Genomic DNA, 21,300 nt, shown 5'->3' on the forward strand with positions numbered 1-21,300 from the left:
CGCAAGGAACAGGTTGATTATGTACGAAGCTCTTTTGGTTGTTTTCCTTATTGTAGCGATTGGCCTTGTAGGTCTGGTTATGCTGCAGCAAGGTAAAGGCGCTGATATGGGAGCCTCCTTCGGTGCAGGCGCTTCCGGCACACTGTTTGGGTCCAGCGGTTCTGGCAACTTTATGACCCGTATGACCGGCATCCTGGCTGCGCTGTTCTTCATCATCAGTCTGGCGCTGGGTAATATCAACAGCAACAAGACCAGTAAAGGAAGTGAGTGGGATAATCTGAGCGCGCCGAAAACGGAGCAAACTCAGCCAACTGCGCCGGCTCAGCCGACCAGCGATATCCCGCACTAAGTATTCTGTACCGAGGTGGTGGAATTGGTAGACACGCTACCTTGAGGTGGTAGTGCCCTAACGGGCTTGTGGGTTCGAGTCCCATCCTCGGTACCAATATTCCAGAAAAAAGACGCTGAAAAGCGTTTTTTTTTGTTTTTGTCCCCGCTGGCCATTTATTTATAAACATCTCTTCGCTGGTTGCCTCCTTTTACTGTCGTTAAAGTCGCCTCGTCAAATTAACAGAGGTGAAGTGACACAATGAACAAGATCGGGTTGCTTATCGTCGCCGGCGTGCTCGGTTTAGCTGGGTGCAGTTCAACATCGCCCTCCCAAACGGTGGAGACGATTAATGCGCTAACCGTACCGGTATCGCCCAGTGAGTCTGGGACTACAGCGAATCATGCCCAGGCGGTGAGGCGCTATTTCCAGGACAATACGGCACTGATTAGTCGCCTTAACCATTCGTTGAAAAGTCATTATCTGCAGGACGTGGAGCGCCGCGATGTGTTCGACAGACACAGCGAGGCGTATAAAGTGTATGGCGCCCTGACCCGCCTGGAGCAGATGGCGTCCATGAATGAGGTTTACCGCAAAGAGAATAATGTTGCGGGCCTACAAGAGATCAACCGCGTACTGAAAGCGTGCCGCTGACCAGCTGAGAATGAAACAGGGACTGTCGACCGGCAATCCCTGTGAAGAGTTAAAAGCGGAAGTTAACCCCGGCGTAAGCGCCGTCGGCCAGCGTGTTATCGCGATTGCCATCTTTCCCTGCCATATCAATATAGCGATAGCCAGCTTCGATATTCAGAGACGGGAGCACGTTAAGGCGTACCCCGGCATTGGCCTCCACATAATCCTCAACGCCGCTGGACATTGAGTCCGGTGAGTAATAGCCCTCGCCGAAAAGCGTGAAATACTGACCAAGGGGGAGTTCAGCGCCACCACTGGCGGCGATGGCGTAACCTTCATCACCATCTTTTGGGTTCAGATAGACCGCCTTACCGCCCAGGGTCATCAGAAAAGGGCCAAGGTTAAAGTTATAACCCATTCCCAGTCCTACACTATCTCCGTCGTTGTCGCTATGAGCCCACTGAGAACTGAACGTCATACCCGGTTCCCCGGCGCCAAAGCTGGCGGACAGATTGGTAAACTCGGCGCCAGCTTCTCCATGCAGGTTAACGGCTGCGCAGGCAGCGCTGCTGGCTCCCAAAGCGATCGTTACGGCAACCATTTTTGCAGCAATAGACTTCATTATTAAATTCCTTCAGATAAAAAAAAGCCCGATATGGGCGTTCGGGCATAATTAACGGGTTCGTGCATCTCATTGTTATGGTCGCGGCAGGCGAGGGGGCAACTCTCGCTACCGCCGCACACGTCTGGCCGATTTCCGCTGGCATATCCTGAGCCGGTGCAGACCCGGCGGTTAACGCCGTTTGTGGTCGTCTGCTGGCGAACTCAGGAATAGATTGTCTTCCGGGAAACCCAGGCGCTTAGCATAAAATTTTTGTTCTTTTAGCGGTAACGGTTATTGGTTTAAATTTAAACATCTTCCCCGCTGCAGCAAATAACAATAAATGATAGGAGGAGTGCAGGTCAGAATTTTTCAGGAAGTGAGACGATATTTTGTAAATAACCGCCGCGGGCAAAGGCAATATAACCGCCTTTCTTTAATGCTGACAATACATTGAGAATACTGCTACGCGACAGAAGGGTCCTGTCCTGAATATACTCAAGAATAGATACTCGCTGTCGGGTCTCTTCGCTTAATAGCATCATCTCCAGCAGATGGTTACGGATGACCGAATAGGTACGCTGCTGCAGGACCAGATCGTCACGATACACCATATACGAGGTATGATAAGCCAACAGGCTGGTCACCTCTTCCCACAGGTTATGCTGACGAAAAAGCGCCGAAGCCAGGTCGTGGTCGATCCGTAGCAGTTCGCATGATACCTCGGCTCGCAGGCTGTGGCTGCGGCTGGGCTGCAGCATTTCCGCCACGCCGAAAAGATGCGGCTCATAGACGGTCACCATCAGTAGCCTGTCGGAATTACGAATAATCGACAGCTCGCCTTTTTTAAAAATAAAGAGCTGGGTTTTGCCTTTATATTCCCATGTCAGTCTTTTTCTGGCGATCGCGTTAACGGGGGTCGCGTGTGGCTCAAGTACATCGATCAGTCGGTCAATGGTCTTTTGCGGCCTGATCGGCGGTTTAATATTCATGATGTGTATCACCAGATATGAATTAATCAATTGAGGCTATTATAGTCAACAGTTTTGCTGGTCTGGCGATAAGGAAAAAATGCGTCATGGCATTTTTTTTACGTTGGTGGGTCATTCAAAATAAAAAGCCGGCGGTGATCCGCCGGCGGAAAGCAACATTGTCAGGCGATTATTTGCCTTTGTTTTCCAGATTTTCAACCTGCGGTAAACCGGTTGCCGAGGAGGCGCTCAGCAGGCCAGACTGGGCATAGCCGAACAGCTTCTCGCGGGTATCGGTGATGTCCAGATTACGCATGGTCAGCTGGCCGATACGGTCTTCGGCAGTAAACATGGAATCGCCTTTTTCCATGGTCAGACGCTCCGCTTTATAGGTCAGGTTGTCTGATACCGTATTAAGGATCGAGTAGTCGTTACCGCGACGCAGTTCGAGGGTGACTTCGCCGGTGATCTGGCTGGCGACCCAGCGCTGCAGCGAATCACGCAGCATCAGCGCCTGGGAATCAAACCAGCGGCCCTGATACAGCAGGCGGCCCAACTGGCGACCGTGGGCGTGATATTGCTCAATCGTATCTTCGTTATGGATTCCGGTCAGCAAACGCTCGTAGGCAATATGCAGCAGCGCCATCCCCGGAGCTTCATAAATGCCGCGGCTTTTCGCTTCGATAATCCGGTTTTCAATCTGGTCGCTCATGCCCAGGCCGTGACGACCGCCGATGCGGTTGGCTTCCAGCATCATCTCGACGTCATCGGCAAAGGTTTTACCATTCAGCGCCACCGGATGGCCCTGCTCAAAGCGTACGGTGACCTCTTCCGCAGGGATCTTCACGTTTTCGTCCCAGAACTTCACGCCCATAATCGGGTTGACGATCTTGACGCTGGAGTTCAGGAATTCGAGATCTTTCGCTTCATGGGTCGCGCCGAGCATATTGGAGTCGGTGGAGTAGGCTTTTTCGACCGACATCTTGTAATCAAAGCCGCAGGCGATCATAAATTCGGACATTTCGTGACGACCGCCGAGCTCATTGATAAAGTCGCTGTCCAGCCACGGTTTGTAAATCTGCAGTTCAGCGTTGGTCAGCAGGCCGTAACGATAGAAACGTTCGATATCGTTGCCTTTATAGGTGCTGCCATCGCCCCATATGTTAACGCCGTCTTCTTTCATCGCCGCCACCAGCATGGTGCCGGTGACCGCGCGGCCTAGCGGCGTGGTGTTGAAGTAGGTCAACCCACCGGTGGTGTTATGGAAAGCGCCACACTGAATCGCGGCGATCCCTTCTGCGACCAGCTGTTTGCGGCAGTCGATCAGACGGGCGCCTTCAGCGCCGTACTCTTTCGCGCGGCGCGGGATAGCATCGTAGTCGTCTTCGTCCGGTTGACCCAGGTTAGCGGTATATGCATAAGGCACGGCGCCTTTTTTGCGCATCCATAACAGCGCGGCGCTGGTATCCAGTCCACCAGAGAAAGCGATACCAATACGTTGACCAACCGGGAGATGCTTGAGAATCGTCGTCATAAAATAAAACCCTGCTCGATAGACTGTGGTGAGTTCGACCCAACAACCTTAACTGCATTTTTATGCATTAATTGTGAGTATTCATTTAACCATCTTTTACTGGCGACAGGAAGTGCTTCATCATCTTTTTGCTAAAAAAGCCTGAAATACCAGCACAAACGGCAATCGGGGGCGCTAAAAAGCATGTTGACAAAATATACTAATCACCGTTACAATTCATCTCGATTTTATGTCCCGTCTTCGGTACCAAATCCCAGCAGTATTTGCGTCTTTTGCTCATAAAGAGTAAAATATGCCACGTTTCAGGCGCGGGGTGGAGCAGCCTGGTAGCTCGTCGGGCTCATAACCCGAAGGTCGTCGGTTCAAATCCGGCCCCCGCAACCACTTTCCCATTAAGTACTTTTTCAAATATACTGTGAGGACTAGGTGTCCTTCGTAGCCGAATTTGAAAGAATTCTTGCGGAAGGTGTTCCAGATCGCCATGGCGATCTCAGGGTTCAGTTATCTAAAGCCCCGATTTATCGGGGTTTTTTGTTATCTGACTTCAGAATAACTGGGCTATACGCCCTTTTTTTATGTCTTGGGGGTGGGTTTGTCCACATTAGAGCAAAAATTGACAGAGATGCTCACTGCGCCGGTTGAAGCGCTTGGCTTTGAGCTGGTCGGCATCGAATTTATTCGCGGTCGCACATCCACACTGCGCATCTATATTGATAGTGAAGATGGCATCAACGTTGATGATTGTGCTGATGTGAGCCACCAGGTAAGCGCCGTCATGGATGTCGAAGACCCGATCACTGTCGCTTACAACCTGGAAGTCTCTTCGCCTGGTCTTGACCGTCCGATGTTCACCGCCGAACACTATCAACGTTTCACCGGCGAAGAAGTTGCGCTGGTGCTGCGCATGGCGGTTCAGAACCGCCGCAAATGGCAGGGCATTATCAAAGCGGTAGACGGTGAGATGATCACGGTAACCGTCGAAGGCAAAGATGAAGTGTTCGCGCTGAGTAACATCCAGAAGGCGAACCTGGTTCCCCACTTTTAACAGTCTGGATTGAGGTGAAAGGCCCCGATGAACAAAGAAATTTTGGCTGTTGTTGAAGCCGTTTCCAACGAAAAAGCGCTGCCGCGTGAGAAAATTTTCGAAGCGCTGGAAAGCGCGCTGGCAACGGCCACCAAGAAAAAATACGAACAAGAGATCGACGTTCGCGTTGAAATCGACCGCAAGAGCGGCGATTTCGATACCTTCCGTCGTTGGCTGGTTGTAGAAGAAGTCACCCAGCCGACGCGCGAGATCACGCTGGAAGCAGCGCGTTTCGAAGATGAAAGCATGAACGTCGGCGACTATGTCGAAGATCAGATCGAATCTGTTACCTTCGACCGTATCACCACCCAGACCGCTAAGCAGGTTATCGTGCAGAAAGTCCGCGAAGCCGAGCGCGCGATGGTGGTCGATCAGTTCCGCGAGCACGAAGGTGAGATCATCACCGGCGTGGTGAAAAAAGTGAACCGCGACAATATCACACTGGATCTGGGTAACAACGCTGAAGCCGTGATCCTGCGTGAAGATATGCTGCCGCGTGAAAACTTCCGTCCGGGCGACCGCATTCGCGGCGTACTGTACGCTGTCCGTCCGGAAGCGCGTGGCGCCCAGCTGTTCGTCACCCGTTCCAAACCTGAGATGCTGATCGAACTGTTCCGCATCGAAGTGCCGGAAATCGGTGAAGAAGTGCTGGAGATCAAAGCAGCGGCTCGCGATCCGGGCTCTCGTGCCAAAATCGCGGTGAAAACCAACGACAAGCGCATCGACCCGGTTGGCGCTTGCGTCGGTATGCGCGGTGCGCGTGTGCAGGCCGTGTCGACTGAGCTGGGTGGTGAACGCATCGATATCGTCCTGTGGGATGATAACCCGGCGCAGTTCGTGATTAACGCTATGGCGCCGGCAGACGTCGCGTCCATCGTGGTGGATGAAGATAAACACACCATGGATATCGCGGTAGAAGCGGGCAACCTGGCGCAGGCGATCGGCCGTAACGGTCAGAACGTCCGCCTGGCTTCACAGCTCAGCGGCTGGGAACTCAACGTCATGACCGTTGACGATCTGCAGGCTAAGCACCAGGCGGAAGCGCATGCCGCTATCGATACCTTCACCAAATATCTTGATATTGATGAAGATTTCGCGACAGTGCTGGTTGAAGAAGGCTTCTCCTCGCTGGAAGAGCTGGCCTATGTGCCGATGAAAGAACTGCTGGAAATCGACGGTCTGGATGAAGCCACCGTTGAAGCACTTCGTGAGCGTGCGAAAAACGCACTGACTACGCTGGCGCTGGCTCAGGAAGAAAGCCTGGGAGATAACAAACCTGCCGATGATCTGTTGAATCTCGAAGGTCTGGATCGTGCCCTGGCATTCAAACTGGCTGCCCGTGGTGTTTGTACGCTGGAAGATCTCGCCGAGCAGGGCGTTGATGACCTGGCTGATATCGAAGGGATGACCGACGAGAAAGCTGGCGAGCTCATCATGGCCGCTCGCAACATTTGTTGGTTCGGCGACGAAGCGTAATAAACTGTAGCAGGAAGGAACAGCATGACAGATGTGACTATTAAAGCGCTGGCCTCAGAGATTCAGACCTCTGTGGATCGCCTGATACAGCAATTTGCTGACGCAGGCATCCGCAAATCGGCTGATGATTCTGTGACCTCGCAAGAGAAACAAACTTTGTTGACGCACCTGAACCGTGAACACGGCTCGGCGCCAGACAAGCTGACGTTACAGCGTAAGACGCGCAGTACGTTGAATATTCCAGGTACCGGTGGAAAGAGTAAATCGGTACAAATCGAAGTCCGCAAGAAACGCACCTTTGTGAAACGCGATCCGCAAGAGGCTGAACGCCTGGCCGCGGAAGAGCAGGCGCAGCGTGAAGCGGAAGAGCAGGCCCGTCGTGAAGCTGAAGAAGCAGCGAAACGCGAGGCGCAATTAAAAGCTGAACGTGAGGCCGCAGAACAAGCTAAACGTGAAGTCGCTGATAAAGCGAAACGTGAAGCTGCGGAAAAAGACAAAGTGAGCAATCAACATACCGACGAAATGACCAAAACCGCCCAGGCTGAAAAGATCCGTCGCGAGAACGAAGCCGCGGAATTGAAGCGCAAATCGGAAGAAGAAGCACGCCGCAAACTTGAAGAAGAAGCGCGCCGTGTAGCGGAAGAAGCACGCCGTATGGCTGAAGAAAACGAAAAAAATTGGTCTGAAACCTCAGACAGCCCGGAAGATAGCAGCGACTATCACGTCACCACATCACAGCATGCTCGTCAGGCTGAAGATGATAACGATCGTGAAGTCGAAGGCGGTCGCGGCCGTAGCCGTAGCAGCAAAGCGGCTCGTCCGGCGAAGAAAGGCAACAAACACGCTGAATCGAAAGCTGATCGTGAAGAAGCCCGCGCGGCCGTTCGCGGCGGTAAAGGCGGTAAGCACCGTAAAGGTTCCGCTCTGCAGCAGGGCTTCCAGAAGCCAGCGCAGGCCGTTAACCGTGACGTCGTAATCGGCGAAACCATCACCGTTGGCGAACTGGCTAACAAGATGGCGGTGAAAGGTTCTCAGGTCATCAAAGCGATGATGAAGCTGGGCGCCATGGCGACCATCAACCAGGTCATCGACCAGGAAACCGCACAGCTGGTTGCCGAAGAGATGGGCCACAAAGTTATCCTGCGTCGTGAAAACGAACTGGAAGAAGCCGTAATGAGCGACCGTGACACCGGCGCGGCGGCTGAACCGCGCGCACCGGTCGTGACCATTATGGGGCACGTTGACCACGGTAAAACCTCGCTGCTGGACTACATTCGTTCTACCAAGGTTGCCTCCGGCGAAGCGGGTGGTATTACCCAGCACATCGGTGCTTACCACGTCGAAACCGACAACGGCATGATCACCTTCCTGGATACCCCGGGCCACGCCGCGTTTACCTCCATGCGTGCTCGTGGCGCGCAGGCGACGGATATCGTGGTTCTGGTGGTGGCGGCAGACGACGGCGTGATGCCGCAGACTATCGAAGCTATCCAGCACGCTAAAGCGGCGCAGGTACCGGTGGTAGTGGCGGTGAACAAGATCGATAAGCCAGAAGCCGATCCGGATCGCGTGAAGAACGAACTGTCCCAGTACGGCATCCTGCCGGAAGAGTGGGGCGGCGAGAGCCAGTTCGTCCACGTTTCCGCGAAAGCGGGTACCGGCATCGACGACCTGCTGGACGCGATCCTGCTGCAGGCTGAAGTTCTTGAGCTGAAAGCGGTCCGCAACGGTATGGCGAGCGGCGCGGTCATCGAATCCTTCCTTGATAAAGGTCGTGGTCCGGTAGCTACCGTTCTGGTTCGCGAAGGTACTCTGCACAAGGGCGACATTGTTCTGTGCGGCTTCGAATATGGCCGTGTGCGCGCGATGCGTGACGAACTGGGTCGCGAAGTGCTGGAAGCGGGTCCGTCCATTCCGGTGGAAATCCTCGGCCTGTCCGGTGTGCCGGCTGCCGGTGATGAAGTGACCGTAGTGCGTGACGAGAAAAAAGCGCGTGAAGTGGCGCTGTATCGTCAGGGCAAATTCCGTGAAGTTAAGCTGGCGCGTCAGCAGAAATCTAAACTGGAAAACATGTTCGCTAACATGACCGAAGGCGAAGTTCACGAAGTGAACATCGTACTGAAAGCGGACGTACAGGGTTCTGTCGAAGCGATTTCCGATTCCTTACTGAAACTGTCTACCGACGAAGTGAAAGTGAAGATCATCGGTTCCGGCGTAGGTGGTATCACCGAAACCGACGCTACCCTGGCAGCAGCATCCAATGCGATTCTGGTTGGCTTCAACGTTCGTGCCGATGCCTCTGCGCGTAAAGTTATCGAAGCGGAAAGCCTGGATCTGCGTTACTACTCCGTCATCTATAACCTGATCGACGAAGTGAAAGCGGCGATGAGCGGCATGCTGTCTCCGGAACTGAAACAGCAGATCATCGGTCTGGCTGAAGTGCGTGATGTCTTCAAATCGCCGAAATTCGGCGCCATCGCGGGCTGTATGGTTACCGAAGGGACGATCAAACGTCACAACCCAATCCGCGTTCTGCGTGACAACGTGGTTATCTATGAAGGCGAGCTGGAATCCCTGCGCCGCTTCAAAGATGACGTTAACGAAGTCCGTAACGGCATGGAATGTGGTATCGGCGTGAAGAACTACAACGACGTTCGCGTTGGCGATATGATCGAAGTGTTCGAAATCATCGAAATCCAGCGTAGCATCGATTAATCATTTGATGGCTAAGCAGCCGGGGAAGCGAAGCGCCACCCGGCAATCATTTTAAAAAGGGGCTTTTGGCCCCTTTTTTGTCTTTATTCTGGAGAACTTATTATGGCGAAAGAATTTGGTCGCCCGCAGCGTGTGGCCCAGGAGATGCAAAAAGAGATTGCCATCATCCTGCAGCGTGAAATTAAAGATCCGCGTCTGGGCATGATGACCACCGTTTCCGGTGTGGAAATGTCCCGTGACCTGGCCTATGCCAAGGTGTATGTCACCTTCCTTAACGACAAAGATGAAGCCGCGGTGAAAGCGGGCATCAAAGCGCTGCAGGAAGCTTCTGGCTTTATCCGCTCTCTGCTGGGGAAAGCGATGCGTCTGCGCATCGTACCGGAACTGACTTTCTTCTACGACAACTCACTGGTGGAAGGGATGCGTATGTCCAACCTGGTCACCAGCGTGGTGAAACACGACGATGAGCGTCGTGTGAACCCGGACGACAGCAAGGAGGACTGATGAGTCGTCCTCGTCGTCGCGGCCGCGACGTGCATGGCGTATTGTTGCTGGACAAGCCTCAGGGCGCCTCCAGTAACGATGTGCTGCAGAAAGTAAAACGTATTTATAACGCCAACCGCGCCGGGCATACCGGCGCGCTGGATCCGCTGGCGACCGGTATGCTGCCGATCTGCCTTGGCGAAGCGACCAAGTTTTCCCAGTATCTGCTGGACTCCGATAAGCGTTACCGCGTGATCGCCAAACTTGGCCAGCGCACGGATACCTCCGATGCCGACGGTCAGGTGGTGGAAGAGCGCCCGCTGACTTTTAGCGACGAACAGCTGGCGGCGGCGCTGGACAGCTTTCGCGGCGAGACGCAGCAGGTGCCGTCGATGTATTCGGCGCTGAAATATCAGGGCAAGAAGCTATACGAATATGCTCGCCAGGGTATTGAAGTTCCGCGGGAAGCCCGGCCGATAACCGTCTATGAGCTGCTGTTTATTCGCCGCGAAGGCGATGAGCTGGAGCTGGAGATCCACTGCTCGAAAGGCACCTACATCCGGACGATTATCGATGATTTAGGTGAGAAGCTCGGCTGCGGCGCGCACGTGATTTTCCTGCGTCGCCTGGCGGTAAGCAAATACCCGGTCGAGCGGATGGTGACCCTCGAGCAGCTGCAGGCGCTGGTCGATGAGGCGGCGGCGCAGGATATTCCTGCCGCTCAGTTGCTTGATCCGCTGCTGATGCCGATGGACAGCCCGGCCTCGGATTACCCGCTGGTTAATATTCCAGAAACCTCCGCAGTCTACTTTAAGAACGGCAACCCGGTACGTCAGTCAGGCGCGCCGCTTAACGGGCTGGTGCGAGTGATGGAGAGCGAGTCCGGCAAGTTTCTCGGCATGGGCGAAATTGACGATGAAGGCCGCGTGGCCCCGCGTCGTCTGGTGGTGGAATACCCGGCGTAAGCGCTTTTCTTGCGATAAAAGCCTGCTACGAGTAGAATATCGCCGCTTAACGTCCGCTAACGTGTTTTAACATTTTCGGGCGTTGCATCAGGGGTCGCTGAATTAGAGATCGGCACCCTTTCTTTCTTTTAATTTTTGGAGTTATAAAATGTCTCTAAGCGTTGAAGCTAAAGCAAAAATCGTTTCTGAGTTTGGTCGTGGCGAAAACGACAGCGGTTCTACCGAAGTTCAGGTTGCACTGCTGACCGCACAGATCAACCACCTGCAGGGCCACTTTGCAGAGCACAAAAAAGATCACCACAGCCGTCGTGGTCTGCTGCGCATGGTTTCTCAGCGTCGTAAACTGCTCGACTACCTGAAACGTAAAGATGTTGCCCGTTACTCTGCGCTGATTGAGCGTCTGGGTCTGCGTCGCTAATTCTGCGAGTTTCAGAAAAAGGGGCCTGACGGCCCCTTTTTTCGACCGGGCGGCAGCAATTCATTCAAAACTCATGTATTGTTGCTAGTAATGATCTTCATGCAGAGGTTCGCGCGGCTAATGAGAGGCTTCATCCGCAGGGGCGGGTAAAGGTTGTCATTAGTCGCGAGGATGCAGAAGATCGGGTCAATAGACGCTATGTCGTGGATATGGCGTGATTTATAGATAAAAAGGATAGAATTTTGCTTAATCCGATCGTTCGTAAATTCCAGTACGGCCAGCATACCGTGACCCTGGAAACCGGCATGATGGCGCGCCAGGCAACGGCCGCTGTGATGGTTAGCATGGATGACACTGCGGTATTCGTTACCGTTGTGGGTCAGAAAAAAGCGAAGCCAGGCCAGGACTTTTTCCCGCTGACCGTTAACTACCAGGAGCGTACCTACGCTGCCGGTAAAATCCCGGGTGGTTTCTTCCGTCGTGAAGGCCGTCCAAGCGAAGGCGAAACACTGATCGCGCGTCTGATTGACCGCCCGGTTCGCCCGCTGTTCCCGGAAGGCTTCGTTAACGAAGTTCAGGTTATCGCCACCGTCGTTTCCGTTAACCCGCAGGTTAACCCAGACATCGTCGCGATGATCGGTGCTTCCGCTGCGCTGTCGCTGTCTGGTATTCCGTTCAATGGCCCAATCGGCGCTGCGCGCGTGGGTTACATCAACGACCAGTACGTACTGAACCCAACCCAGGAAGAACTGAAGTCCAGCAAACTGGACCTGGTGGTTGCCGGTACCGAAGCGGCCGTGCTGATGGTGGAATCCGAAGCGGAACTGCTGAGCGAAGACCAGATGCTGGGCGCGGTGGTCTTCGGCCACGAGCAGCAGCAGATTGTTATTCAGAACATCAACGACCTGGTGAAAGAAGCCGGTAAACCGCGTTGGGACTGGCAGCCGGAAGCGGTCAACGAAGCGCTGAACGCGCGCGTGGCTGCGCTGGCTGAATCCCGTCTGAGCGATGCTTACCGTATCACCGACAAACAAGAGCGTTACGCTCAGGTTGACGTGATCAAATCTGAAACCATCGCCACGCTGGTTGCTGAAGATGAAACCCTGGACGCTAACGAGCTGGGTGAAATCCTGCACGCCATCGAGAAAAACGTGGTTCGTAGCCGCGTACTGGCCGGCGAGCCGCGTATCGATGGCCGTGAAAAAGATATGATCCGTGGTCTGGACGTTCGTACCGGCGTTCTGCCGCGTACTCACGGTTCCGCGCTGTTCACCCGTGGCGAAACGCAGGCGCTGGTTACCGCGACTCTGGGTACCGCACGCGATGCGCAGAACATCGACGAACTGATGGGCGAGCGCACCGACTCCTTCCTGTTCCACTACAACTTCCCTCCGTACTCCGTAGGCGAAACTGGCATGGTGGGGTCTCCGAAGCGTCGTGAAATCGGTCACGGTCGTCTGGCGAAGCGCGGCGTACTGGCCGTGATGCCGACTATTGAAGAATTCCCGTACACCGTGCGCGTGGTATCGGAAATCACCGAATCTAACGGTTCCTCTTCCATGGCTTCCGTCTGCGGCGCCTCTCTGGCGCTGATGGACGCGGGCGTGCCGGTAAAAGCCGCTGTGGCGGGTATCGCAATGGGTCTGGTGAAAGAAGGCGACAACTTCGTCGTGCTGTCTGACATCCTCGGTGACGAAGACCACCTCGGCGATATGGACTTCAAAGTTGCGGGTTCCCGCGACGGTATCTCTGCGCTGCAGATGGATATCAAAATTGAAGGTATCACCAAAGAAATCATGCAGGTTGCATTGAACCAGGCTAAAGGTGCGCGTCTGCACATCCTGGGCGTGATGGAGCAGGCGATTAACGCGCCGCGCGGCGATATCTCTGAATTCGCACCGCGTATCCACACCATCAAGATCAACCCGGACAAGATCAAAGACGTTATCGGTAAAGGCGGTTCTGTTATCCGTGCCCTGACCGAAGAGACCGGTACTACCATCGAGATCGAAGATGACGGTACCGTGAAGATCGCAGCGACCGACGGCGACAAAGCGCAGCATGCTATCCGTCGTATCGAAGAGATCACCGCTGAGATCGAAGTTGGCCGCATCTACAATGGTAAAGTGACCCGTATCGTTGACTTTGGCGCATTCGTTGCCATCGGCGGCGGTAAAGAAGGTCTGGTTCACATCTCGCAGATCGCTGACAAGCGCGTTGAGAAAGTGACTGACTACCTGCAGATGGGTCAGGAAGTACCGGTTAAGGTTCTGGAAGTTGACCGCCAGGGCCGTGTCCGTCTGAGCATTAAAGAAGCAACTGAACAGACTCCGTCTGCCGCAGCGCCGGAAGCTCCGGCTGCCGAGCAGGGCGAGTAAGGTTGCCGTTAGCCCTCCGCTTTTGCGGAGGGCGTTTTACGGGCAGGACGCCTCGTTTGCAGCCGGGGAACAGGACGTTCATCCAATCGTTGTCTTCGGGAGTGGGAAATGAAGCCTTTTTTGCGCTGGTGTTTCGTGGCGACAGCTCTCACGCTGGCAGGATGCAGTAGCACCGCCTGGCGTAAGGACGCCGTCCTCGCAGTACCATTGCAACCGACTTTACAGCAAGAAGTGATTCTGGCACGCATGGAACAAATTCTTGCCAGTCGGGCTTTATCCGATGACGAACGCGCACAGCTTTTATATGAGCGCGGAGTGTTGTATGATAGTCTCGGTCTGAGGGCACTAGCGCGAAATGATTTTTCACAAGCGCTGGCAATCCGACCCGATATGCCGGAAGTATTCAATTACTTAGGCATTTACTTAACGCAGGCAGGCAATTTTGATGCTGCCTATGAAGCGTTTGATTCTGTACTTGAGCTTGATCCAACTTACAACTACGCGCACTTGAACCGCGGTATCGCCCTGTATTACGGCGGCCGGGCTAAGTTAGCGCAAGATGATCTGCTGGCGTTTTATCAAGACGATCCCAATGATCCTTTCCGTAGCCTGTGGCTTTATATCGCCGAGCGTAAACTCGACGAGAAGCGGGCGCTTGAAGCACTCAGAGAGCGCTTAAACAAGTCGGATAAAGAGCAATGGGGATGGAACATTGTCGAGTTCTACCTTGGCGACATTAGCGAAAAAGAGCTGATGACTCGTCTGAAGGCAGACGCAACGGATAACACCTCGCTCGCTGAGCATCTCAGTGAAACCAACTTCTATTTAGGTAAGTACTACCTAAGTCTGGGGGACAAGGACAGCGCTACGGCACTGTTCAAACTGGCGGTCGCCAACAACGTACACAACTACGTTGAGCACCGATACGCATTGTTGGAATTATCGCTCTTGGGCCAGGAGCAAGATGACCTGGCAGAATCGGACCAGCAATAGCTGACGAACACATCAGCCCATAGTTTTTTGCTTGCCATCACCTTCGCGGGTGAGGGCGTTGTTGTTCGTTAATACACCTACTTTGAGCCGGTTCACACTTTTCAATGAAAATTACCGTAAATTTTCACGATGAGTTATGTAGACTGGCCGCCATTAATTTTGAGGCACACGTACTACATGGCTGAATTCGAAACCACTTTTGCAGATCTGGGCCTGAAGGCTCCTATCCTTGAAGCGCTCACCGATCTGGGTTACGAAAAACCATCTCCGATCCAGGCTGAGTGCATTCCGCATCTGCTGGACGGCCGCGACGTTCTGGGTATGGCCCAGACCGGTAGCGGTAAAACCGCAGCATTCTCTTTACCGCTGCTGAACAACATCGATCCTGAGCTGAGAGCACCGCAGATTCTGGTGCTGGCGCCGACCCGCGAGCTGGCGGTACAGGTTGCTGAAGCAATGACGGAATTCTCTAAACATATGCGCGGCGTGAACGTGGTTGCCCTGTACGGCGGCCAGCGTTATGACGTGCAGCTGCGCGCCCTGCGTCAGGGTCCGCAGATCGTCGTCGGTACCCCGGGTCGTCTGCTGGACCACCTGAAGCGCGGCACCCTGGACCTCTCCAAACTGAGCGGCCTGGTACTGGATGAAGCAGATGAAATGCTGCGCATGGGCTTTATCGAAGACGTAGAAACCATTATGGCGCAGATCCCGGAAGGGCATCAGACCGCGCTGTTCTCCGCCACCATGCCGGAAGCTATCCGTCGCATTACCCGTCGCTTTATGAAAGAGCCGCAGGAAGTGCGCATTCAGTCCAGCGTGACGACTCGCCCGGATATCAGCCAGAGCTACTGGACTGCCTACGGCATGCGTAAAAACGAAGCGCTGGTGCGTTTCCTGGAAGCGGAAGACTTTGATGCGGCGATTATCTTCGTCCGTACCAAAAACGCGACCCTGGAAGTAGCTGAAGCGCTGGAGCGTAATGGCTACAACAGCGCGGCGCTGAACGGCGACATGAACCAGGCGCTGCGTGAGCAGACTCTGGAACGCCTGAAAGATGGTCGTCTGGATATCCTGATTGCGACTGACGTTGCGGCCCGTGGCCTGGACGTTGAGCGTATCAGCCTGGTGGTGAACTACGACATCCCAATGGATTCTGAATCCTACGTTCACCGTATCGGCCGTACTGGTCGTGCCGGTCGTGCTGGCCGCGCGCTGCTGTTCGTTGAGAACCGCGAGCGTCGTCTGCTGCGCAACATTGAACGCACCATGAAGCTGACCATTCCTGAAGTGGAACTGCCTAACGCGGAGCTGCTGAGCAAGCGTCGTCTGGAAAAATTCGCCGCGAAAGTTCAGCAGCAGCTGGAAAGCAGCGATCTGGATCAGTACCGTGCACTGCTGGCGAAAATCCAGCCGACGGCGGAAGGTGAAGAGCTGGACGTGGAAACGCTGGCTGCTGCGCTGCTGAAGATGGCTCAGGGCGAACGTTCGCTGATCGTTCCGCCGGACGCGCCGATGCGTCCACGTCGTGAATTCCGCGATCGTGACGATCGTTTCGACCGTCGTGGCGACCGTAATGATCGCGGCCCGCGCGGCGATCGCGAAGATCGTCCGAAGCGTGAGCGTCGTGACGTGGGTGACATGGAGCTGTATCGCATTGAAGTGGGTCGCGATGACGGCGTTGAAGTGCGTCATATCGTTGGCGCGATCGCCAATGAAGGCGATATCAGCAGCCGTTACATCGGTAACATCAAGCTGTTCGCTTCTCACTCCACCATTGAGCTGCCAAAAGGGATGCCGGGCGAAGTGCTGCAGCACTTTACTCGTACCCGTATCCTGAACAAGCCAATGAACATGCAGCTGCTGGGCGATGCGCAGCCGCGCACCGAACGTCGTGGCGGCGGTGAGCGTCGCGAAGGCGGCCGTGGCTTCGGCGGCGAGCGTCGTGAAGGCGGCCGTGGCTTCGGTGGCGAACGTCGTGAAGGCGGTCGTGGTGAAGGACGTCGTTTCAGCGGCGAACGTCGTGAAGGCCGTGCGCCGCGTCGTGACGATGCATCCGCGCCGCGCCGCGATGACTCAGCCGGTCGCCGTCGCTTCGGTGGCGATGCGTAATCAACGCCGCCCGCTAGCGTAAACTAAATAATACAGCCCCGATCGTCATGATTGGGGCTTTTTTTATTCCCTTTGTACTCGTGTACTGGTACAGTGCGTCATGCTCAACGTGAGCGAAGTATTTTCGACTGGAGAATTCGGTAAATGGCGACACTAACCACTACGGCAACCCGTCCGTCTCTGTTTGGCGGCGTGGTGATTATCGGCGGCACGATTATCGGCGCGGGCATGTTCTCGCTGCCGGTGGTGATGTCCGGCGCGTGGTTTTTCTGGTCGCTGGCGGCGCTGGTCTTCACCTGGTTCTGCATGCTGCACTCCGGTTTGATGATCCTCGAGGCCAATCTTAACTACCGCATCGGCTCCAGCTTCGACACCATTACCAAAGACCTGCTCGGCAAGGGCTGGAACCTGGTGAACGGTGTATCAATCGCCTTTGTGCTCTATATCCTGACCTACGCCTATATTTCGGCGAGCGGTTCGATCCTCCACCACACCTTCAGTGAACTGTCGCTGAAGGTGCCGGCGCGCGCGGCGGGCTTCGGCTTTGCGCTGCTGGTGGCGTTTATCGTCTGGATGAGCACCAAAGCGGTGAGCCGCATGACGGCTATCGTACTGGGCGCTAAGGTTATCACCTTCTTCCTGACCTTCGGTAGCCTGCTCGGGCACGTCGAGCCGACGACGCTATTTAACGTTGCGGAGAAGAATGCCTCCTATGCGCCATACCTGCTGATGACGCTCCCGTTCTGCCTGGCCTCGTTTGGCTATCACGGCAACGTGCCGAGCCTGATGAAATACTACGGAAAAGATCCGCGCACCATCATCCGCTGCTTAACCTACGGTACGCTGCTGGCGCTGGGTCTGTACGTGGTCTGGCTGCTGGTGACGATGGGTAACATCCCTCGTCCGCAGTTTATCGACATTGCGCAGAAGGGCGGCAACATTGATGTGCTGGTGCAGGCGTTGAGCGGCGTGCTGAATAGTCGGAGTCTGGATCTGCTGCTGGTGGTGTTCTCGAACTTTGCTGTCGCCAGTTCGTTCCTCGGCGTGACGCTGGGGCTGTTCGACTACCTGGCGGATCTGTTTGGCTTTGACGATAGCGCGATGGGACGCTTTAAAACCGCGCTGCTGACCTTTATCCCGCCGATGATTGGCGGGCTGGTGAAACCCGATGGTTTCCTCTACGCCATCGGCTATGCTGGCCTGGCGGCGACGATCTGGGCGGCGATTGTACCGGCGCTGCTGGCTCACGCCTCACGCAAACGCTTCGGCAGCCCACAGTTCCGCGTTTGGGGCGGAACGCCAATGATTGTGCTGATCCTGCTCTTTGGCCTCGGCAATGCGGTTGTACATATCCTGTCGAGCGTCAATCTGCTGCCGGTTTATCAGTAAAGCTATTGCCCGGTGGCGCGACGTCCACCGGGCTGACGTGTGTGTTACCCCAACAGCTCCTCTTTCACCTGCATCGCTAAATCGAAAGAATGCAGACGCGCCTGGTGGTCGAAGATCTGGCCATTGACCATGATTTCGTCCGCCTCGGTTTCACGCAGAATCGACTCTAGCCCATGGCGGACTTTAGTTTTATCGCCGACCAGCGACATGCTCAATGCCTGCTGTACACCATACTGCTCGGACGCTGACCACAGTTGATGCATATTTTCCACCGGCGGCGGCAACTGCCCGGTTTCGCCGCGGCGCAGCTTCACAAACGCCTGCTGCATGGAGGTGAAGAGAAACTCTGCATCGCGGTTGCTGTCGGCGGCGATAATATTGATACATACCATCGCGTACGGTTTTTCCAGCCGCGCCGAAGGTTTGAAGTTGCTGCGGTACAGATGCAGCGCCTGGAATAGCATGTCCGGCGCGAAGTGCGAGGCGAAGGCAAACGGCAGACCAAGCTGCGCCGCCAGCTGCGCGCTGTACAGGCTTGAGCCCAGCAGCCATACTGGAATGCGCTCCCCGTAGCCGGGAACCGGGCGCACGTGCGGGTTCGGATCGCGGGCGTCAAACCAGTCCACCAGTTCCGCTACATCGCGCGGGAAATTATCGACATCGCCGCTCATATGGCGACGCAGGGCGCGCATGGTCGGCTGATCGCTGCCCGGCGCGCGGCCAAGGCCGAGGTCGATCCGCCCGGGGTAAAGGGTGTTCAGGGTGCCGAACTGCTCAGCTATCACCAGTGGAGAGTGGTTAGGCAGCATCACGCCGCCGGACCCGAGATGCAGGGTGGTGGTGTTGGCGGCGAGATAGCCAATCAGCACCGAGGTCGCTGCGCTGGCAATGCCGACCATATTATGGTGCTCCGCCAGCCAGTAGCGATGATAGCCGCGCGATTCGGCCAGCCGGGCGAGATCCAGAGAGTGGGTAAAGGCTTCTTTGGCAGAAGAACCTTGCGGGATCGGCGCCAGATCGAGCACCGAGAATGGAACAGATTTGTCAGTCATAAAGGCTCACTTTGCTACAGCATCGTCATCAGATTGAAGGTCTTCTTCCAGCCTGGCGCATCCTGGACGCGCCAGCCAGAAAAGCTGCATCTTTAATAATGCATTAAAATCTGAGCACTGTTGTTAACAAAGTGAGCGGTTTATCAGGCCTGAAGCACCAGTCCTGGCAATCGTTTCCAGTAGCCGTTGCAATCGCTATTGCTGGTGAGATCCAGCGGCGCAGCGCCGTTTTCGTTGGCGCGGAAGGCCTCGAGCATGGCGAAGGTCTCGTTGCCCATCGGCGACAGGCGCACCATATCCACCAGGCCGTGCATGGAGGTCAGCTCATTGCCCAGGTTATAGACGTAGCCGCTCATGGTCTGAATACCATTGAGCACGAACACCTGCTGGTTCTCCTGCGACAGCATGCTGCGCCCGGTTGGGTACTTGATGCAGCAGGTTTCGCACTCGTCCTTTGGCCGGTCTTCCGAGCGGGCGGTAAAGCAGCGCGCGGAATAAGCCAGCGGCAGATGGCCGTAGCTCAGCACTTCGACTTCAAACTGGTTGCGGATACCCAGCTCTTCGCACTGGGTCAGTAAATTAGCCAGCCAGTCGCGGGAGAGTTCCACCGGCATGCACCAGCGCACCATGCCCTGTTTCCGCAGCAGGCGCAGGGTAACGGCGTTGTAGCAGTTCAGCGCATGCCCGGCGACGAACGGTAGCTTGCGTTCGGCGCAGAGATTTACCACGCCCAAATCACTGGCCTCAATCAGAAATTCGCCGTTATCGACATAGCGCTTCAGCTCGCCCAGTTCAGAAGAGGCCTGCACCAGCGCGAGGGTGGAGAGCACCACCTGCTTGCCGCTAGCGGCCAGCGTTTTCGCCATTTCGATCCAGTCGCCAACTTTGGTGGCGCGGCGTTTGCTGCATACCGCTTCGCCGAGATAAATGGTGTCGGCGCTGCAGTTTGCCGCCTGCTGGTAAAAATCTTCCAGCGTCTCTTTTGGCCAGTAGTACAGCACCGGCCCTAATGAATATTTCATGTTTCTCACTGCCATTTACGGTGATAAGCGCCAAGGGTAGTTTGTGTCCCCTCGGACATGGCGCCCAGGGTCTCCATCCAGGCGGACTGCGGTACGAAATTCTGCGGATCGGCTTTGCAGCGATCGATCGCCTGGCGCCAGACTTTCGCCACCTGGGTCACGTAAGCCGGGCTGCGCTGACGGCCTTCGATTTTCACCGAGGCGATATTGGCGGCCATCAATTCCGGCAACAGTTCCAGGGTGTTGAGGCTGGTGGGCTCCTCCAGCGCGTGATAGCGCTCGCCATCAACCAGGTAGCGGCCTTTGCACAGCGTCGGATAACCGGCATTTTCACCATCCTGATAACGGTCAATCAGCACTTCATTGAGACGCGATTCCAGCCCCTGCTGCGTTTGCTGCCAGCGTACGAAGCGGGCAGGCGAACAGGCGCCGACGGTGTTGGGCGATTCGCCGGTCAGGTAAGAAGAGAGATAGCAGCGGCCTTCCGCCATGATGCACAGGCTGCCGAAGGCGAAGACTTCCAGCGGCACCGGCGTGGCGCGGGCCAACTGTTTCACCTGATGAATAGACAACACGCGCGGCAGTACGACGCGCGCGACGTCGAAGTTGCGATGATAGAAGCGAATGGCCTCTTCATTGGTGGCGGAAGCCTGCACCGAAACGTGACGCTCAATGTGTGGGTAACGCTCCGCAGCGTACTCCAGCATGGCGATATCGGCCAGAATGAGCGCATCGGCGCCCAGTTGAGCGGCCATATCCACTGCTCGCTGCCAGCGGGCGTAGCCGTCGGGATGAGCGAAGGTATTGATGGCGATATGCAGCTTACGACGGTGCTGATGCACAAAGCTGACGGCTTCCTGCAGTTTCTTTTCGGTGAAATTAAGGCCGGCAAAGTGGCGGGCGTTGGTGTCATCTTTCAGCCCGATATACACGGCATCGGCGCCGTTTTCGATGGCCGCCTTAAGCGCCGGAAGGTTACCGGCTGGGCAGAGCAGCTCCATAATTTTTCCTGAAAAATGCGGCCCGTCAGGGACGCTGAATGGTTAACGAGCAGGGATTTTAGTTAACCTTCTGGTGACAATTTTTGATTTGAGGCAGTTAAAAGTGTATTGGCGGCGCCAATAACTGGCGGCCGTCATCGCGTTTTTG

At 55.3% G+C, this 21,300-nt stretch carries 19 protein-coding genes and 2 tRNA genes; 15 read left to right on the forward strand and 6 right to left on the reverse strand.

Annotation, left to right across the window (positions count from 1 at the left end):
• The first annotated feature begins 19 nt into the window (after positions 1–19).
• The 3 genes from secG to IB144_RS02705 all read left to right on the forward strand — a co-directional run bounded on the left by secG (position 20) and on the right by IB144_RS02705 (position 982).
• Positions 20–349 (forward strand): preprotein translocase subunit SecG, encoded by a 330-nt coding sequence (secG, locus tag IB144_RS02695; RefSeq protein ID WP_002918369.1) that lies wholly within the window; start codon positions 20–22, stop codon positions 347–349.
• 9 nt (positions 350–358) lie between these two features.
• Positions 359–445: transfer RNA gene (locus tag IB144_RS02700), tRNA-Leu, on the forward strand.
• A 297-nt stretch (positions 446–742) separates the two neighbouring features.
• A complete protein-coding gene (locus tag IB144_RS02705; protein WP_074187748.1) occupies positions 743–982 on the forward strand; it encodes a hypothetical protein in 240 nt (79 codons plus the stop codon).
• 49 nt (positions 983–1,031) lie between these two features.
• Here IB144_RS02705 and IB144_RS02710 read toward each other — a convergent pair whose 3' ends face one another.
• The 3 genes from IB144_RS02710 to argG form a co-directional block, all read right to left on the reverse strand.
• The gene (locus IB144_RS02710) at positions 1,032–1,583 is read right to left on the reverse strand and encodes a YfaZ family outer membrane protein (RefSeq protein WP_065888798.1); all 552 of its coding nucleotides are present in this window, start codon (positions 1,581–1,583) and stop codon (positions 1,032–1,034) included.
• Between the two features lie 341 nt (positions 1,584–1,924).
• Positions 1,925–2,554: a winged helix-turn-helix transcriptional regulator gene (locus tag IB144_RS02715; RefSeq protein WP_004174150.1), complete on the reverse strand. Its 630-nt coding sequence runs from the start codon at positions 2,552–2,554 to the stop codon at positions 1,925–1,927.
• A 169-nt stretch (positions 2,555–2,723) separates the two neighbouring features.
• A complete protein-coding gene (gene argG, locus IB144_RS02720) occupies positions 2,724–4,067 on the reverse strand; it encodes an argininosuccinate synthase (protein WP_004144895.1) in 1,344 nt (447 codons plus the stop codon).
• Between the two features lie 307 nt (positions 4,068–4,374).
• Between argG and IB144_RS02725 the strand changes: the two genes are divergently transcribed.
• The 12 genes from IB144_RS02725 (at position 4,375) to mtr (ending at position 18,077) form a co-directional block, all read left to right on the forward strand.
• Positions 4,375–4,451, forward strand: a tRNA-Met gene (locus tag IB144_RS02725).
• A gap of 208 nt (positions 4,452–4,659) precedes the next feature.
• Positions 4,660–5,112, forward strand: coding sequence for a ribosome maturation factor RimP (gene rimP / locus IB144_RS02730; RefSeq protein ID WP_002918364.1), 453 nt, complete (start codon positions 4,660–4,662; stop codon positions 5,110–5,112).
• Between the two features lie 27 nt (positions 5,113–5,139).
• Positions 5,140–6,627: a transcription termination factor NusA gene (nusA, locus tag IB144_RS02735; protein ID WP_002918252.1), complete on the forward strand. Its 1,488-nt coding sequence runs from the start codon at positions 5,140–5,142 to the stop codon at positions 6,625–6,627.
• Between the two features lie 24 nt (positions 6,628–6,651).
• Positions 6,652–9,342 (forward strand): translation initiation factor IF-2, encoded by a 2,691-nt coding sequence (gene infB / locus IB144_RS02740; RefSeq protein ID WP_002918250.1) that lies wholly within the window; start codon positions 6,652–6,654, stop codon positions 9,340–9,342.
• 102 nt (positions 9,343–9,444) lie between these two features.
• Positions 9,445–9,846, forward strand: coding sequence for a 30S ribosome-binding factor RbfA (gene rbfA / locus IB144_RS02745; protein WP_002918248.1), 402 nt, complete (start codon positions 9,445–9,447; stop codon positions 9,844–9,846).
• Positions 9,846–10,790 carry a tRNA pseudouridine(55) synthase TruB gene (gene truB, locus IB144_RS02750; protein WP_004144892.1) on the forward strand — a complete coding sequence of 315 codons (945 nt, stop codon included), beginning with the start codon at positions 9,846–9,848 and terminating at the stop codon, positions 10,788–10,790. Before rbfA ends, truB begins: the two co-directional genes overlap by 1 nt.
• A 148-nt stretch (positions 10,791–10,938) precedes the next feature.
• The gene (gene rpsO / locus IB144_RS02755) at positions 10,939–11,208 is read left to right on the forward strand and encodes a 30S ribosomal protein S15 (protein ID WP_002918244.1); all 270 of its coding nucleotides are present in this window, start codon (positions 10,939–10,941) and stop codon (positions 11,206–11,208) included.
• Between the two features lie 242 nt (positions 11,209–11,450).
• Positions 11,451–13,586: a polyribonucleotide nucleotidyltransferase gene (pnp, locus tag IB144_RS02760; RefSeq protein WP_004150944.1), complete on the forward strand. Its 2,136-nt coding sequence runs from the start codon at positions 11,451–11,453 to the stop codon at positions 13,584–13,586.
• Positions 13,587–13,694: 108 nt separating this feature from the next.
• Positions 13,695–14,579: a lipoprotein NlpI gene (gene nlpI / locus IB144_RS02765; protein ID WP_002918241.1), complete on the forward strand. Its 885-nt coding sequence runs from the start codon at positions 13,695–13,697 to the stop codon at positions 14,577–14,579.
• Between the two features lie 104 nt (positions 14,580–14,683).
• Positions 14,684–14,764, forward strand: a complete 81-nt coding sequence (gene yrbN / locus IB144_RS02770; protein ID WP_085903200.1) for a protein YrbN — start codon at positions 14,684–14,686, stop codon at positions 14,762–14,764.
• Positions 14,757–16,688: an ATP-dependent RNA helicase DeaD gene (gene deaD, locus IB144_RS02775; protein ID WP_004150943.1), complete on the forward strand. Its 1,932-nt coding sequence runs from the start codon at positions 14,757–14,759 to the stop codon at positions 16,686–16,688. The genes yrbN and deaD overlap by 8 nt, the downstream gene beginning before the upstream one ends.
• A gap of 144 nt (positions 16,689–16,832) precedes the next feature.
• The gene (gene mtr / locus IB144_RS02780) at positions 16,833–18,077 is read left to right on the forward strand and encodes a tryptophan permease (protein WP_002918235.1); all 1,245 of its coding nucleotides are present in this window, start codon (positions 16,833–16,835) and stop codon (positions 18,075–18,077) included.
• Positions 18,078–18,121: 44 nt separating this feature from the next.
• Here the strand turns inward: mtr and IB144_RS02785 are convergent, their stop codons facing one another.
• From IB144_RS02785 to IB144_RS02795, 3 genes are all read right to left on the reverse strand, one after another.
• Entirely contained in the window at positions 18,122–19,129 is a 1,008-nt protein-coding gene (locus IB144_RS02785) for an LLM class flavin-dependent oxidoreductase (RefSeq protein ID WP_002918234.1), read from the reverse strand.
• A gap of 143 nt (positions 19,130–19,272) precedes the next feature.
• Positions 19,273–20,151, reverse strand: a complete 879-nt coding sequence (locus IB144_RS02790) for a U32 family peptidase (RefSeq protein WP_002918233.1) — start codon at positions 20,149–20,151, stop codon at positions 19,273–19,275.
• 5 nt (positions 20,152–20,156) lie between these two features.
• On the reverse strand, positions 20,157–21,152 hold the full coding sequence (locus IB144_RS02795) for a peptidase U32 family protein (protein WP_065888799.1): 996 nt from the start codon (positions 21,150–21,152) through the stop codon (positions 20,157–20,159).
• Positions 21,153–21,300 lie beyond the last annotated feature (148 nt).

The organism is Klebsiella sp. K4, from assembly GCF_014596785.2.
Classification (GTDB): domain Bacteria; phylum Pseudomonadota; class Gammaproteobacteria; order Enterobacterales; family Enterobacteriaceae; genus Klebsiella; species Klebsiella pneumoniae.

Excerpts from the sequence above, each read along its gene's own strand:
- mtr (WP_002918235.1), top strand. The coding sequence starts at position 16,833 with ATGGCGACACTAACCACTACGGCAACCCGTCCGTCTCTGTTTGGCGGC.
- rpsO (WP_002918244.1), top strand. The coding sequence starts at position 10,939 with ATGTCTCTAAGCGTTGAAGCTAAAGCAAAAATCGTTTCTGAGTTTGGT.
- secG (WP_002918369.1), top strand. The coding sequence starts at position 20 with ATGTACGAAGCTCTTTTGGTTGTTTTCCTTATTGTAGCGATTGGCCTT.
- truB (WP_004144892.1), top strand. The coding sequence starts at position 9,846 with ATGAGTCGTCCTCGTCGTCGCGGCCGCGACGTGCATGGCGTATTGTTG.
- rbfA (WP_002918248.1), top strand. The coding sequence starts at position 9,445 with ATGGCGAAAGAATTTGGTCGCCCGCAGCGTGTGGCCCAGGAGATGCAA.
- IB144_RS02795 (WP_065888799.1), bottom strand. The coding sequence starts at position 21,152 with ATGGAGCTGCTCTGCCCAGCCGGTAACCTTCCGGCGCTTAAGGCGGCC.
- nlpI (WP_002918241.1), top strand. The coding sequence starts at position 13,695 with ATGAAGCCTTTTTTGCGCTGGTGTTTCGTGGCGACAGCTCTCACGCTG.
- infB (WP_002918250.1), top strand. The coding sequence starts at position 6,652 with ATGACAGATGTGACTATTAAAGCGCTGGCCTCAGAGATTCAGACCTCT.
- yrbN (WP_085903200.1), top strand. The coding sequence starts at position 14,684 with ATGAAAATTACCGTAAATTTTCACGATGAGTTATGTAGACTGGCCGCC.
- IB144_RS02715 (WP_004174150.1), bottom strand. The coding sequence starts at position 2,554 with ATGAATATTAAACCGCCGATCAGGCCGCAAAAGACCATTGACCGACTG.
- IB144_RS02785 (WP_002918234.1), bottom strand. The coding sequence starts at position 19,129 with ATGACTGACAAATCTGTTCCATTCTCGGTGCTCGATCTGGCGCCGATC.
- nusA (WP_002918252.1), top strand. The coding sequence starts at position 5,140 with ATGAACAAAGAAATTTTGGCTGTTGTTGAAGCCGTTTCCAACGAAAAA.
- IB144_RS02710 (WP_065888798.1), bottom strand. The coding sequence starts at position 1,583 with ATGAAGTCTATTGCTGCAAAAATGGTTGCCGTAACGATCGCTTTGGGA.
- IB144_RS02790 (WP_002918233.1), bottom strand. The coding sequence starts at position 20,151 with ATGAAATATTCATTAGGGCCGGTGCTGTACTACTGGCCAAAAGAGACG.
- argG (WP_004144895.1), bottom strand. The coding sequence starts at position 4,067 with ATGACGACGATTCTCAAGCATCTCCCGGTTGGTCAACGTATTGGTATC.
- deaD (WP_004150943.1), top strand. The coding sequence starts at position 14,757 with ATGGCTGAATTCGAAACCACTTTTGCAGATCTGGGCCTGAAGGCTCCT.